The 15,390-nt window shown below is 55.6% G+C and carries 10 protein-coding genes and 1 tRNA gene; 4 read left to right on the plus strand and 7 right to left on the minus strand.

Annotation, left to right across the window (positions count from 1 at the left end; all coding sequences use genetic code 11):
- Positions 1 to 33: 33 nt before the first annotated feature.
- A complete protein-coding gene (locus EDC26_RS01925) occupies positions 34 to 885 on the minus strand; it encodes a DMT family transporter (RefSeq protein WP_132579555.1) in 852 nt (283 codons plus the stop codon).
- Positions 886 to 1,183: 298 nt separating this feature from the next.
- Here EDC26_RS01925 and EDC26_RS01930 point away from each other — a divergent pair, with 298 nt between their 5' ends.
- From EDC26_RS01930 to EDC26_RS01945, 4 genes are all read left to right on the plus strand, one after another.
- Positions 1,184 to 2,962, plus strand: coding sequence for a uracil-xanthine permease family protein (locus EDC26_RS01930; protein WP_132579556.1), 1,779 nt, complete (start codon positions 1,184 to 1,186; stop codon positions 2,960 to 2,962).
- Between the two features lie 336 nt (positions 2,963 to 3,298).
- Positions 3,299 to 3,565: a helix-turn-helix transcriptional regulator gene (locus tag EDC26_RS01935; RefSeq protein WP_132579557.1), complete on the plus strand. Its 267-nt coding sequence runs from the start codon at positions 3,299 to 3,301 to the stop codon at positions 3,563 to 3,565.
- Entirely contained in the window at positions 3,562 to 4,914 is a 1,353-nt protein-coding gene (locus EDC26_RS01940; RefSeq protein WP_132579558.1) for a type II toxin-antitoxin system HipA family toxin, read from the plus strand. Before EDC26_RS01935 ends, EDC26_RS01940 begins: the two co-directional genes overlap by 4 nt.
- A 39-nt stretch (positions 4,915 to 4,953) precedes the next feature.
- Complete coding sequence (locus EDC26_RS01945) at positions 4,954 to 5,280, plus strand: helix-turn-helix domain-containing transcriptional regulator (protein ID WP_132579559.1); 327 nt, start codon at positions 4,954 to 4,956, stop codon at positions 5,278 to 5,280.
- A gap of 87 nt (positions 5,281 to 5,367) precedes the next feature.
- Here EDC26_RS01945 and EDC26_RS01950 read toward each other — a convergent pair whose 3' ends face one another.
- The 6 genes from EDC26_RS01950 to EDC26_RS01975 form a co-directional block, all read right to left on the minus strand.
- The gene (locus EDC26_RS01950; protein ID WP_132579560.1) at positions 5,368 to 9,210 is read right to left on the minus strand and encodes an SNF2-related protein; all 3,843 of its coding nucleotides are present in this window, start codon (positions 9,208 to 9,210) and stop codon (positions 5,368 to 5,370) included.
- The gene (locus EDC26_RS01955) at positions 9,210 to 10,874 is read right to left on the minus strand and encodes an EH signature domain-containing protein (protein ID WP_132579561.1); all 1,665 of its coding nucleotides are present in this window, start codon (positions 10,872 to 10,874) and stop codon (positions 9,210 to 9,212) included. Before EDC26_RS01955 ends, EDC26_RS01950 begins: the two co-directional genes overlap by 1 nt.
- Positions 10,875 to 10,927: 53 nt before the next feature.
- Positions 10,928 to 11,629 (minus strand): OmpA/MotB family protein, encoded by a 702-nt coding sequence (locus tag EDC26_RS01960; RefSeq protein WP_132579562.1) that lies wholly within the window; start codon positions 11,627 to 11,629, stop codon positions 10,928 to 10,930.
- Between the two features lies 1 nt (position 11,630).
- Complete coding sequence (zorA, locus tag EDC26_RS01965) at positions 11,631 to 13,625, minus strand: anti-phage ZorAB system protein ZorA (RefSeq protein ID WP_132579563.1); 1,995 nt, start codon at positions 13,623 to 13,625, stop codon at positions 11,631 to 11,633.
- 514 nt (positions 13,626 to 14,139) lie between these two features.
- Positions 14,140 to 14,216: transfer RNA gene (locus tag EDC26_RS01970), tRNA-Pro, on the minus strand.
- Positions 14,217 to 14,352: 136 nt separating this feature from the next.
- Positions 14,353 to 15,318 (minus strand): polyprenyl synthetase family protein, encoded by a 966-nt coding sequence (locus EDC26_RS01975; RefSeq protein ID WP_132579564.1) that lies wholly within the window; start codon positions 15,316 to 15,318, stop codon positions 14,353 to 14,355.
- Positions 15,319 to 15,390 lie beyond the last annotated feature (72 nt).

Consider the following 15,390-nt stretch of genomic DNA (forward strand, 5'->3'; position numbering starts at 1 on the left):
GTGAAACACAGCGAAACACTTCATTGCCTGTTCCTACCCAGGCTGGCGCCGCCTGTCCAAAATAACCACGGCAGCGCCGCCGAGTATTGCGACGGATGACACAATCAGATGCCAAGTGATGGGTTCGGCCAGAATCATCGCGCCGCCGCTTGCCGCAATGGCCGGCACGGTCAGCTGGGCCGTCGCCGCCTGGGTCGAGCTTAGCCCACCCAGTGCGGTGTACCAAACGGCATACCCCAGGCCAGAAGTAATCACGCCCGATGTGACGCCATACAAGACCCCAGCGGCATCCAGCGACAGCCATGGGAAGGCAAGAAAACCAAAACCTACCGCGAACGGGACGGCTCGCAGAAAATTCCCGGCCGTTGCAAGAATCGGATCAGCCGAGCCTTTACCGAGGATTGAATACACCCCCCAAGCAACTCCTGCCACCATCATCAGCAGCGAGCCCCTTAACGGAGGCGCGGACAAACCTGGCAGAACCAGCCAGCACAGCCCGCCAAAGGCAACCGTAAGGCCAACGATCTGCCGCACTGACGGACGCTCTCCGGACCACAAACCATGGCTGATCATGGTGATCTGCACCGTGCCGAACAGAATCAACGCACCCGTCCCGGCCGTAAGCGCCAAATAGGCAAGCGAAAATGAGGCGCAATAAAGAAATAATGAGCCCGCCGAGACCCAGTTTCCGTGACGACGCAACGCCGCACCGCGGAAATGAATAATCAGCCACAACGCCAAGGCTCCAGACACGATCCGAACGAGTGTAAAACTGGCCGGATCTATCACTGTCTGCGTCAGCGCCATGCGGCAAAGCAGCGAATTCGCCGCAAAAAACACCATTGCGAACATCGTCAGAAAAACAACTTTAGCGTGTTTGTTCATAACGACCCCCCTACGGGATTTTTATTCTACGCCGTCGGTCGACGCAAGCCCAGCCTTTGTGTTTTGCACATAAATAACCTTTCGACGGGCCATAATGAAGTTGCGCCACTTGCAATGAGTTGCCTCCAGAATAGCGGTTGGCAGTATCGATGAACAAGGTGCCATTCTCTAAGGGAAACCGCTAAGTCGAAAAGGCATGATTTCATTGGTCGTAATCGCATGAAATCGGTCCCAGAACAATATAATAGGCAGCAAATCCTGCGCTTCGCATGGGAAACCGCACATCAGCAGAAACTACATGGCCATTTTCCCTAGAAGAATAGCGCTACCCCCCACACCCCCATTCAAGCGCCCCCGCAACCTGGTGTACGCGTCGAATGAAAAACCACCCCGCTTTACCCTGTCTACACTGGCGCTCCAGCATGCCGCCACCGCGCTCGCTCTTATTGCCTACGTTCTGGCTTCGGCCAGCATAGGTGGCCTGGACGCCGAATCCACACGGCGCATGATCACGGCAACTGTTCTTGGCATGGCCCTGGCTACGTGCCTACAGTCGTGGGGTGGCCGCCTGGGATCGGGCACGTTGCTGGTGCAAATTCCCTCGCCGCTGCATGTCGGGATTGCGGGTATGGTGCTGGGTAAATACGGCCTTGGCGGTCTGGTCATGCTCGGCCTGGTGAACGGCGCCGTAGGGCTGGCAGCCAGCTCTATCGTTCCCCGCTTGCGAGCCTTATTGCCGCCTATAGTCGCCGGCGTAGTCGTTTGCATTGCCGGCTTGTCCCTGATCAAGCCCGCCCTGATCCACACCAGCAGCATGAGCGGCACGGGCACCATGGACGGGACCAATGCCCTGATCGGAGGCGTCACCCTGGCGGTAATCGTCACCTTGTCGGTTTGGGGAAACCATCGCATCAAGCTGTTCGCGTTGCTGATCGGGATTGCGACCGGCGTTGCACTGGCGGCTGCGCTGGGCACGCTGCATGGTCTGGAACAACTACAGGCCGCGCCCATTTTCGGGCTGCCCCGCCTGCCGACACCCGTCTTCAACGTCGACCCGGGCGTATTGGGTGCGGTCGGGGTACTGGCGTTAATGACCGAGCTGGATACCTTCGCCTGCGTCGTATTGATGCACAAGATGAACGACGCCGACTGGCGCCGACCCAATATGCGCATGGTGAGCGGCGGCATCCGCGCCAATGCCCTGAGCAACTTTCTGGCCGCCTGGATGGGCGGCTATCCAGGCGGCGTGTCTTCGACCAATATTGCCCTGAACCACATCAGCCGCTCGACGTCGCGCTGGGTAGGACTGCTTGCAGCCGCAATGTTGGCCTGCATCGCATTCCTGCCGCAAGTCACGCTCGCCCTGATCCTGATTCCCACGCCGGTCATCGGGGCCGTCGAATTGTATGCAGCGGCTTATCTGATTGTGTCGGGTATTGAGCTTATCGCATCGCGAGCCATGGACTCCCGAGGCATCTTCATTGTCGGCCTGTCTTTCGTTGCCGGCCTGGGCGTCATGTTCCTGCCTGAAATGGCGCAACTTGCGCCCGAGCCCATCCGGTTCATGGCAAGCAACGGCATCATCGTCGGCGGCCTCACGGCCATCGCATTGAATCTGGTATTTCGCCTGGGCATATCGCAATCGGCCCGGCAGACGCTCGAGTCAAAAGCCGGCCAGCCGACGCTCGCACAACAAGTGGTGGATTTCGTCGAAGGGCACGGCGCCAACTGGAGCGCGCGCCGCGATGTCGTGTCGCGCGCTGCACAGGCGGCACTTGAAGGGGCCGAGGCCATCCAGGCCGCGGGCGACGGCCGGCGCCTGTTGGAGGTTCGCGGCAGCTTCGACGAATTCAACCTGGATATCGAATTGCTGCATCACGGTTCCGCGCTCGTCCTCACCACGCAACACGCCACATCGGCCGCCAGCTTGCTCGACGTCGACGACGATGCTTTCGAAGCGGAGCTGGAGCGCACGCTGGCCAATGTGTCCGGCGTGTTGCTAAAGCGGCTGGCAGATCGCCTGAGCAGCGGGGCACAGGGCAAATATTCCTATCTCCGGCTGCATTTTGATCATTGATCTTTAGCGGTGGATATGCTCTATTTTAATCGAGCATATCGAGTCTAGGTGCCGCCTGCAGCATGGCCTCGATCTGCGCTTTAGCTTGCTCGTGCGAAAGCCCAAAGACGGCGCATTCTGACAGCAGGTTATAAAGGCTGGCGGACCATCTTCAATAATGCCTTACAACTGAACTCATAAAAATAGTGACTCATCAATTTTGTAGCACTGAAGGTACTAAATTATAAATTTGATCAATTATGATCCTCAAGAGCTACAAATAGCTTTACTGATTAGTATCTTATAGGCTACATTAATATGTAATTTGCCAATCTTTGATGCTTTAGGGCTACTTTTGTGACAACTCTTGCTGACATCGCCGCAATGTTGAAGGAAGCCCGCCGCGACGCGGCGCTAACGCAGAGCAATCTGGCCAAGCATGCCGGCGTGGCCCGTACGACCGTTGCACGCATGGAAACGCTGGCCAAAGGCGATATGAGCGTTTCTGCGCTAGTGCGCCTATTAGAAGCTGCGGGTTACGACCTGAAAGCGGTGAAACACGGCCATACCCGGACTCTTGATGATATTTTGGCTGAGCAGCGCCAAGATGATGTCGCACCATGAAGCTTGATGTGCAGGTTCTAGGCAAGATTGTCGCGCAACTGTACCGTGAGCGAGACGAATATGTTTTGAAATACCTCCCTGACGCATCAGCGGACGATTTCGTCAGCCTCACCATGCCGGTTCGCGAAGAGGCATGGAGGTGGCCACGAGATCTACATCCCTTTTTTCGGCAGAACTTGCCAGAAGGTTATTTACTAAATGTGATCCGAGAGGAGTTCGGCCCTTTACTGGACGGAACCGATTTGTCGCTACTGGCGATTATCGGCGGAATGGGAATAGGTCGGGTTACAGTTACCCCCGAAGGGGTTGCTCCGGGGACAGAACTGGAGCCTTTTCAGCTTGATGAGATTCTTACTGGAGAAAATGCGGCAGATCGCTTTACCACACTTGTGCATAAGTATGCGCGCGCGGCGATTTCGGGTGCCGTTCCCAAGTTTATTGCTCCAGAACGTCCTTCGCAAAGCGAAGCTATTGCAGCTTTGGGCAAATCGACGCTGCATACCAGTCACCATATTATCAAGGGATCCGACAACAACACGCCATTCCTCGGGTTCAACGAGTTTTATTCCATGCGGGTGCTGGAGCGTTTGAAGGTGGCTAACGTTGCCAACACACAGATGTCGGCGGATGGGCGGGTGCTGGTAGTCGAGCGCTTCGATGTCAATGAAAACGGCCTTCCAGTCTATGGGTTGGAGGATGCCTGCGGATTGCTCGGCTTGCCGCCCCATGAAAAATACAGCCCAACGACAGAAAAGGTGCTTAAGGCCACGCGACCTTATTTGCCTGCTTCTGAGTCTCGGGCGCAGCTCGCGCAATTTGGCTGGCTCTTGTTAAGCAATTATGTTGTCCGTAATGCGGACTGCCACGCGAAAAACATAGCCCTCTATTACACATCGCGTACCAACGTGGCGTTTACGCCTGTTTACGATATCGTGACGACACAGGCGTATCCTCGCTATGCGTCAAATACGCCTGGCTTATCTATTGATGGACGTAAAACATGGGCGGTGGGTAAAACGCTCGAACGGTTTTTTAATGCCAGGCTTGGCATAAGCCCGCGAGAGTATGCCAGCATGGTTGAGCGTTTATGCGAATCGGCCGTGGAAGTCGGGCGTGAAGTAATCGATGCCGCTAAAAACGAACCGCAATGGCATAACGTAGCCAAGCAAATGGTGCATGCTTGGAATGACGGGATGGAGTCGCTGCGCAGCTCCAGACCGGCGCCACAATTTAGAGGATTAAGCTCCGCGATCGAAGAGGCAAAGTTTTCCGATCCCGAACCGCCAGATACGTCGCGCGAGGTAATAGGATGGTCTGAGCTTCTGGCAAAGCCGCGCAGGCCGAAATAAGTACGCCCATCGCGGAAGATAAACCCAAGAAGTAATCCCATGACGCTAACCCGCAATTTCAAACACACCGTGGTCGAACGCGTCGAACGCGACCCGGCCTTTGCCAAGGTGCTTCTGGACGAAGCGGCCACACTATTTCTGAACGGTGAAACTGAAACCGCACGCCTTATTCTGCGCGACCCGGTCAACGCAACGTTCGGTTTCGAACAACTAGCGGAAATCACAGACAAGCCCAGCAAGAGCTTGCACCGAATGCTCTCCTCAAAGGGCAACCCAAACATGGACAATTTAGCAGCAATTTTCGGCGCCATGCGTCAGCGACTAGGGGTGGGCCTGGAAGTCCATGCGGTGGAAGCTCACGTCTAACGGCCAGCAATGACATTCCAAGATGGAAATTACGGTCGGGGCGAGAGGACTTGAACCTCCGGCAGGAACCTCGACGGAAACCAACATTTACTCCCGCAGTGCCTCATCAAAGTCATAGTTTGTAATAGGGTGGCCACCCAATAGCTCCTCCAAACGGGGCCGATCAATCAGCTCAACCTGATTGGCAACGGCCTGCCCGCAAGCACTAGGAGTGAATCGTTGATTCGTGACCGCCAACCTGCGAAAGCGCGTGTCACGATATTGCGACTGGTAGCACGCTGCGCCTGCCGTAACCTCTTTGATGGCATCCCATCCAATTTTGGCCGACTTTGAACTCTTACATTGAAGAAGCTCGCCATCTTGCCCCTTAAGAGCCACGACGTCAATTCCGCCATCACCACCACGCTTTTGCGTGACCGATGCTTGAAATCCTCGCTTGCTCCACATGAGGCAGCAAAATACCTCGAACGCCTCCCCATCCATCCGGTCGACGTCATCCATAGTGAGGTATCGCTTCGGAACATCATCGCCAACACCACCATCATCAACGAGATCCCTAAAAGTGGCATCCTTACCTGCCCCATTCAGCATCGACGTCAGTCCTCCATCATCCAATGTCGCTCCGGCGAGGCCAGCTTTGCGCTTCAATAGCTGATCGAGGCGAATCTCGAAAGTGGAGAAGTCGTCTGCCACTACCGTTGGGCAGTACACATATACGTCGCGCTCCTGGCCAATACGAAATGCCCGATCCGTCGCCTGTGTCTCCTTAGAGGGGTTCCAGGCACGCGTGAAGTGAAAAACGTGATTCGCTGCAGTAACGTTCAAGCCGGCACCGGCGGCGAGGGTCGACAAAATGATAACGTCGAAACCAGGCTTAGCCGAGAACTTGTCAATGTAGCTCTGACGTCCCTGCGAATCACCGTTGATAATGTAGGGCCGAAGGCCGAAGCTTTCCTTGAGAAAGTAGTGCAGCGCCGCCTGCACTTCACGGATCTCCGTAAACACGATAGCTTTCTCACCTACAGCTTTGACCTCTGCAAGCCTATTCAGTAGCCAACTGAGCTTTGGCGAGTTTGCCAAATGCGTATCCCACCCGGCCTTGTCCACGAGAAACTTGGCTCCCGGTAAACAATATGGTTCTGCACAGACTGCCTTCATCAGATGAAGCGCGCCAAACGAGAGTCGCGCTCGTTTACGCCCATCAGACTCACTCATGGCGTCCTGCAACTTTTTCAGGCCACCCTTGTAGAGAACACGTTGATGCTCAGCGAGCGGTATCTCTAGCCGCTCATCATCGCCAGGCAACAGCTTAAACTCGAGTGCCGCCTGAGCTACTTTCTTGACAGCAAAGTACTTCTTAGGAAGTTCATCCGCGATGTCCACCTTCGTACGGCGCAGAGTCTGGGGGATAATCGCAGCCTGCAAGCGCTGAAGAGCCTCCTTCTGTTCTTCTGTTTCGCACTCGATAGGCCGGCGATAGGTTTTGCCGAACCCTTCCAGTCCGCCCAACAAGCCCGGTTGCACCAAATCAAACAAGCACCACAGATCGGCCAGTGAGTTCTCCACCGGTGTTCCCGTACACGCAATACGGAAGTCTGCTTTCAGCTTCTTAGCAGCCAAGGTAACCAACGTACCAGGGGTCTTGATGCGCTGCGCTTCGTCGCATATGAGGAAGGCGAACGGTTGTTTGGCAAGCGAGAACTCGTAAGACGTCAGCATCTCGTAGGTCGTCACAATAACCTTCGCAGTTCCAACCCAACTTGGCTTAAGCAGATCGACGATTCCTTTGTCTCGAAGCTGACTGTCTATGAGTCCAAGAGGCTGCTTGCGATCCATTAGCTCGTCGCCATAAAGGACAAGCATCTCAGGAAAGGAATCATTAAAGAATTTATGCGACTCGTTAACCCAGTTCTCCAGAAGACTCTTCGGCGCAAAGATGATGGAAGGTGAGGCGTTGGGGTTGCCTTCGTAGTACCACGCCAGTACAGACAGTAGCTGAAGCGTCTTGCCAAGGCCCATATCGTCAGCGAGCAAGGCACCTCGACACTCTGTTACCCCTCTGGAAACCAAATGCTGAAACCAAGCGATGCCGTAACGCTGATGCTTCTTGAGCTCAATACCCGGACGCTGGCACCGTGGGATTTCTGCCTGCCAGTCGGCAGACAACGCAAGTGACGCCCTGCGTTCCTCAAGGTAGTCCACCCCATGAAAATTCATCTTCACCAGAAGTGTTTGCCGCGCGCCTTTTTGCTTCCGCTGTTGTGACAAACCATCACTTCGGACTTGGCTCTGAGCGCCAAGCATACTTTTGAATCCATCAACCAACGTGCGGGCGTGTTGCGTCGTTATAGAAGTTGGCAAACTATCGCTCTGGACCTCTGTAATGCTTCGCTGCTCCGCATCTGCCACCTGCGCATCAAACTGATCGACCCACTCCTTGGTCAAAGGAATGAGCACCTGCCCCTCATGCCCTTGCAGAATAACCTTCACCATCGGCGTAAGGTCTGAAGGCAGCCAACCATCGTCATCTTCGCCTTCCTTCTTCTCCTTCTGAAAGACCGGCACATAGATGGGTTTGGCAGCACCGATTCCTTCAATGCGGCCACTGTAGCCGTCGAGTTCGTATATGTCGTCGAATTCAATACGCTCCGCCGGCTGGGTTCGCCAAAGGTGCGCCAACTGTAGTCCTCGTTCAAGCTGTATGGTGGATTCAGCATCGACTGTCAAATCATACTCATCCCAGGGAAACTGCTCACGGTCCTGTTCCAACGCGCTACGAAGTGCCGCAAGGAAGGCATCCAGTTCCTCCTGCGTTTTGAATGCCTTACGGTGAGTTTGTGCCGAACCATCACCGTAATGCTCAGTGACCGAGAGGTCGATTGTGTTGATGCGACCATGATCCATGCGGCTAACGATGCTGAAGACGGCAGCAACAGAGCCAGCCTCCGCCCGGTCTGCCTCAAATTCGTCTTCCCTCAGAACGTCATGCGCCACATCCCCGAGGAACGCAAAGGGGTTATGAATGAGCTTCTCCGCCTTGGCTCCTGCCACACGGCGGCTGGGCATCTCCCGCTTGATGGCCGAGAGAACCTTGCGCACAGGGTCGGAGATAACCACCCGAACCCGGCCGGAACCCCGGGTCAGGTCGTAATGTGGTTGGACCGAATTGAACCCATCGAATGCATTCAACCAACCACTTGGAGCCCCTTCAAACGTCGGTGAAACTGTCAAGACTCGCCCGAATGGTGTTTCCTCTTTTGCTAGGGGTAAGCGTAGGGCATCCGGGGTCAAGACCAGCGTCGTTTCAAGGTAGGGACTCGCATAAAGAGCACCTGCTCGGTCGGCGATGCGCCGAATTCTTCCCCAAGCCAACTCCTGGGCGTGCTGTGTCCTCTCACCGTCGCCACGAGCACGGAAGGCTGACAGTTCCGAGACAGTTTCCCATGCTGCGGCTGACAGCAGTTGCGGCTTCCCCGCCACAGTGGCTACCGCACCATCCAGCCGCTCTAGCTGCACTCGCTGGTTACCATCAGTCCACGCAACGACCGCTAATTCAAAGTCACCGCCTGAAAGCGTTCCCGTGCTGTCGAGAACTGGACGCAGTGGCCCCTGCGTGGGCAGGCCTAATAGATTTATCGCCCCGACATGCTCAGTCGAGCCCTGTAGCTTGTATAGGTCGCGCCAAGGAATAGTCACACCTTTGCGATCTAGGCGACAGCGATTCTCCGTGGCCAGCTGTGCGAGATATGCGCCAAGTACTGAGTCCTCTGCGCCCGCTTCATGGATAGCTGCTAGAAGCCCCTCCGGTGACGCCTCCATCAGTTCACCCATGAACTCGATGCGAATCCCGTCGTTGATCCACGCTATTTTGAGCGACGGCTCATCAGACTTGGGTCCTGCGGGCCGCTTGAAAAATTCGAATAGACCCATCAGCGCTCCACGTAGTACCAGGCTTGGCGGCTGTTCGCCCACTTGAATCCACGCTCCTCCAGTCTTGAGGCGAGCGCGACTCTCTGATCCGGATCCTTAATCCACAATCGCCCGCCACCGTCGGCTTTACGCAAGTCATCCATGAGCGCTCCAGGAAACCGCGAAAGAAGGGCCCGCAAAGACGGGACATCAGAATCGCTGGCCGACGCCTCTTTGCGGAACACAGTCACGCCAGTGTCGGCATTTCGACCTCTCATTGTCGATGCGGTTGCTGCGCCAGTAGACACGGCACGCCGAACATCCGGTCGATCTGGGCTTATCCCAAGACGGCGCAAATCAGCTTCGGCTCTGGAGGCCCAGCCCTCCCGGTGAACGATGCGCAGTGCGCAGTTGGTGTTGTAGCCGGCAGCAAGATCCGAAGTCCCACCGTCATAGTGCCTGAGATACGGCTCGAAAGGCAGTTGGTCAGATTGGTAGACGTAGCAAGCATTAGGCTTTTTGCTGAATTCAATAAAGAGATAAGAGCCTATCCGCATCATGAATGCGTCTACCTCAGGCTTGCCTGTGAGTTGAGCATAGGCGCCCTCCTCGCGAGCAATCAAGTCTCTGATATTGGGATTTTCCCGTTTGAGTATCATGGTGTCACGCCCGAACACCAGTCTGGTCCAGGTGACTTGCGTGAGATACTTCGACCAGAAGTCCAGGCGGCCTTCATCGGCGTTGTTGCGAGCAGCGAGGATACCGAAAAAGTCCTCGAGGTTTTGTTTGTTCACCCAACCCAGTACCATTTCCCACACGGTGTCTGGCACTCGGTTCCAGGCAGTGGCAATCCCGGCTGCCTTGAGCTTTGGGTTCTTCCAGACTGTTGACTGACAAACGTAATCGCGAAGCTGCTCATCTTGAGGAGATCCCTTACACGCGTGGTATCGAATAAGAATCGCTTCCAAGGCTTCATCTCGAAAGCCAGGCTTACCCTGGATGAGGTTGAGAAGCCGTGGAAGTAATCCCCGAAACTCCGCATCAGTGTCGTCCGTAGCACGCTCCACCGTGTCAAGTACCAGCGCGTGCCAGAACCAACTCGAGGGAGGAATCCCGAGATCCGCAGCCAGACGATCCGTGACCTCTGTTTCACCTCGCAAGTAGGCGCGTGAGTATTTCTCGACAGGCGCCGCCGTCAACACTTCATGCTCCTTGCGAAGTATTCCTATCCAGTCCGGCACGAGCTCCCGACCGACCTGCTGGTCAATCAACGGCCAGGTGCGCTCCAAGAACGCCCTCAACGCCTCCCAACCCGCCTGCGTGCTTTCGTCCCTGGCAAGGCTCGGGACATAATTAAAGTAGGAATACAGCAATCCGTGCCAAGTAAGCCGCCAGAGATCGCCACGCTTAGCCTCGGCCTCGTATGAGCCTAGCAACTCCAAAAGCCGCCTGGACCCAAGAACCGTGACGCCCGACATTTCCTGAATCGGCTCAGCAACGGCGGAGGCCACCAAATCTTTCTGCCAGGCATCCAGCTTCTGTCCGCGTAGAAAGGCCCGAGCCGCCGCGTAAGCGTCCTCCTTACTCGGCTTGGCCTTCGCATATCCCTGGAAGATTTTCTCAGCCTCGCGCGCTGACATTTCAACCAACTCGGGCTTTCCAAACTCGCCCGTCTGTAACCCCATAGCTCCTATGGCCGCCGCTAGGTCATGTGTGAGTTGGCGAAGTGCTGCTACCTCTAACACCGTCCAAACTCCTTATCCTTGAGAATATCGGTAGCCTCAGGAAGCTTCTCATCAAGCCCCCAAAAGTCAATCTTGAACTCCACCCGACGGCTTTCAGCCTTGTCCTTCTTGATGGAATTGAACGAATATCCACCTACCAAGAACAGTTCCTGCACCTTGCGTAGTTCCTCCGGGCTGAGGGCGTTGGCGCCTGTCGCCTGAAACAGCGAGCAAACGACGCTGCGGCTACGATCCAAGCTTAGTTGCAAATTGTAGAGATACGTCCCGTCTTCGTCAGTGAAGCCTTCCACCACAATGCTGCGCATCCAGCGCCGCCCCTCCGGCGTGTCTTTCGCCCGCAGAAGAACTGGAACGTAGGCACGCAGGAACTGTCCCGCCTGGGCGTCGATAGTGTAGCTTCCGCTCTCGAAGCGCACCTCTTTGCCAAGATCGATTCGGTAGTTCATCTGGTCAACGCCAACGCCGGTGCTCTGAGGATCTTCAGCAATCATTGTCATGATTGTTTTGATGGCCTTATTACGCTTGATGATGGGACTAGTCATTACGTCAATGCGTTGAGTGACTGAAACCAGAGAGACAGCCATCATAACCAGGAACAGTATCATCAATGCAGACATAAGATCCGAGAAGGAAATCCAAAACGGACTTTCCCCCTCATGCCTTCCCCCACGCTTGACGAAGACGCGAGCAAACACCTCAGGCCCTCTTCATCCGCTGAACCGCGCTCGCGAGCTCCTGAACAACACCATTAAGATGACCCGTACCCTGGGCGAGGTGGCGATCAGTCTCTGCGATAGTCGACTTCACTTGGCTCACCAAAGAGTTACCAAAGTCAGTGAACGCCTTGACCAGGGCTACATTGACCTGATCGAGGTGACCACGAGCCTCCGTTTCCGACTTTCGCATTTCTTCGGCACTCGCCTTAATATTGTTAACCAATTCCTGGGAAATACCAGCCTCCTTCTTGGCCGCGTCAATGAGACCCATTAGAGCCACTACCTGGGTGTCGACGGCCTTGCGGGTAGAGTCGTACTGTTCAAATCCTTGCTGAACCGCAACAGAGGCTGCTCGCAGCGTGGCAGACGCCGAAGATAACGCTTCTACCACATTCGTCGATCGCTCTAACACACCGGTCACTGCCGTACCCGCAGTCTCGAAGCGCTGTGCAGCTGCACCCATCGTGAGGGCACCTTGGTTCATCCCGTCGATGGCATGCAGCGACACCTCGCCCAGCGCGTCAATGTTGCGTTGGGTCTTTGTGACTTGATCCGAGACGGCGCTTAGGAGAGTATCCACCTGCGCAGTCAGGCCACCAACCAATTGAGTGGTCTGACTCGTGAGGAGATCGTTCCGCCCATGCTCATCTACAGCCGCTGCTTTGCGGACGTTCTCCAGGCCCGCCATGGAGGTGGCGACTTCGCTGAGAACCTTCATCACTGCCTCGTCCATCGCCTGCTTTGACTTGTTCTGCTCCTCAGTGACTAGGCGCCGGAAGTCCTGAACAAACTCCCTCATCTGATCTGTCAGCAACTGCTGATTGTCTGCCGCCTTTCTCATCGCATCCTCAAGGGTGCCAGTCATCTGCGTGGAGGCTTGCTCGTTGGTGCTCTTGATGTCCGCTAGAAGGCCCTGGAGGGAAGATTGGACCGCCGACATGGAATCCATGGACCTCTGCATCTGCTCATTGATGCCTCGCATCTGACCACCGAAGGTGTCCTCCAGCTTAGCCATGAACCCCGTTAGCAACGTCTCAAGCATGGAGTTGACCTGGTCTCCATTACCCCGCGCCGTCACCTCCATAGCCTCACCGACGCGCTTCATGGGCTCCGCAATAGCGGTGGAGATGGCCTCCCCAATATGCTGACCCAGGGCCGCTACAGAAGCCTCTTGCGCCGCGATCTGCCGATCCACAAGATTGGTCATCATTTTGTGGAGATCTTCCACAAGGGCGTCTTTGAGCTGGGCAGTACTGGCGGCGTTCTGCTCAGAAGAGCGAACCAGCCGCGCAAGGTACTCTTCACCAGCGCCTGTCGAGTACAAGCTGTCGATGCCCTGATTGAGCTTTTCGACAAGGCCGTAAAGTTTGGCTAGAACCAGACGGCTGAAGAACACGACCAACATCGCGCAAAAGATAGCTATGCCGGAGACAATAAATGCGTGTTGTACTCCCAGTAACAACGGCCCCAGGCCCTTGACTGCTTCTTCGATAGGAAACGGCTTGAAGCCTTGTAGTCCAGCCAGCAGCCCGGCGAACGTGCCGATAATCCCCAGGCCCGTCAACACCCCAGGGAGGTGGCGTATAAAATCATCGAATAGGCGACCGTCTACGAGTACCTCGCGGGTGAACATAGTCTCTGCTGGAACTGTCGCTCGAAACTCTGTCAGCGCAATGGTTCCAGAGCCAGCCTTATGCAGTTCATGCAGAGTGTCTTGATACTCTTTCCAGAGATGCTGGAACGGTCCCCCTCGAAATGCCTTCTTGACGTCCTCGGGGTTGGGAGCCCGTTCCGCTTGGTGCACATATTTATTAACAGAACTAAGCTGCCACCAAACCCGCGTACCCTGGATAAGGTAGAGAACCGCGAACATGCCGGTGAGGACGATGACCAGCAGGAACATGTAGAGTGGAATACCGACGAGTGATCCCAGCGACGGATGCACCGTCCCGAGGAACTTCGATACCTCATCCATTCGCCCGACCTCCTCGCTTGATGCCTCTCAGGGGCATCCCTTCTGGGTCCTCAATATTATTCCGAGCACAGAAACCCTCTACAAGCACCTCGAGCATATTCGTCAGGCTACGATGCTCATGCTGTGTGGCTGCGTAAAGCAGACGCTTGGTCTTCATGGCTACCTGAAACGACAGCCTAATAGTTTTTTCGTCACTCATGGATACAATGTACTGTACTTTACAACACATTGCCCGTTGAATGGGGCCAAGCACAAAATATCTCTACTCCGCAACTGTCATCGTAGGACGGACCAAGATACTCAAGATGCGTTCAAATATTCGACGCAACTGAGGACCTCTGAGCCATAGCGGACTCCAAAAAACGTGAAGTACGGTACAGGCAAAAAAACCTGTTTTCATGCAAGGTTTTTGAAAAGATCTCGCGCATTGGAGCATAAGGCGATTCTTATGCTCCAACACCCCCGCAGTAAAAAAACAAAACCCTGAATAATCAGGGCTTTTTGTTTGAAATTATGGTCGGGGCGACATGATTTGAACATGCGACTCCTGCGTCCCGAACGCAGTACTCTACCAAGCTGAGCTACGCCCCGACTTAAGGCTGACTATGGGTTGGATTTTGCTTTGCTAATCCGACCTACTACATACATGGCACCCACTAGGGGTGCCGCTACATGTTTGGCGAAGGGGTGATTTTAGCAAATTCTGGCAGATGCGTTCGACCGCGATCTAATGATCCCTCTCGACAGCAAAAGCGCAAAACTTTAGCAACGTTTCCCGATAGGCCGAGGGCGGGTAGGCGGCGATGGCCCGGCGAGCCAGGCCGGCTTCGGCCACGGCGGCCTGGCGGGTATAGTCCAACGCGCCGGTATCGTGTATGGCTTGGGCCACGGCCGCGAAATCGGCTTCACCGGCTTTGATCGCCTCTTGAATCAACTGCTTCTGGGCGGGGCTGCCCGTTTCCATGACACGAATCAGCGGCAGCGTGGCCTTGCCCTCGCGCAGATCGTCGCCCACGTTCTTGCCCAGCGTGTGGACGTCGCCGCTGTAATCGAGCACGTCGTCGATCAACTGGAAGGCCGTGCCGATGTGCCGGCCATAGGCGGCGGCGGCCGCCCGCTGTTCAGAAGTCGCATGGGCGATCACCGCGCCGACCTGCGCCGAGGCCTCGAACAACTTAGCCGTTTTGAAACGCACCACCTGCAGGTAGCGATCCAGCGAAATGTCGGGGTCGTGCACATTCATCAACTGCAGCACTTCGCCCTCGGCGATGACGGTCGTGGCTTCGGACAATATCGACATGACCGCCATGGTATTGGTTTCAACCATCATTTCGAACGAGCGCGAATACAGGTAATCGCCCACCAACACGCTGGCGGCGTTGCCGAATACCGCGTTGGCCGTGTGCCGGCCGCGGCGCATGTCGGACTCGTCGACCACATCGTCGTGCAACAGGGTGGCCGTGTGTATGAACTCGACCACGGCAGCCAATAGATGATGATTATCGCCCTGATAGCCCAGCGCCTTGGCCACCACCATCAACAAGGCCGGGCGCATACGTTTGCCGCCCGCACCCACGATATAGTCGCCTATTGTGCGGATCATGACAACATCGGAATTCAGGCGTGCGCGTATCACCGCGTCAACCGCCTTCATATCGTCGGCAATAGGAGCCATCAGCTCGGCAAGATTCAAAACGTAGCCCGGGTTTAAGAGTAAGTATTAAGACAAGGCTTGGATTATACGGGCGCGCTGCGCTGCAAGAAA

Origin of the sequence: Paralcaligenes ureilyticus (assembly GCF_004346225.1) — a bacterium.
Classification (GTDB): Bacteria; Pseudomonadota; Gammaproteobacteria; order Burkholderiales; family Burkholderiaceae_B; genus Paralcaligenes; species Paralcaligenes ureilyticus.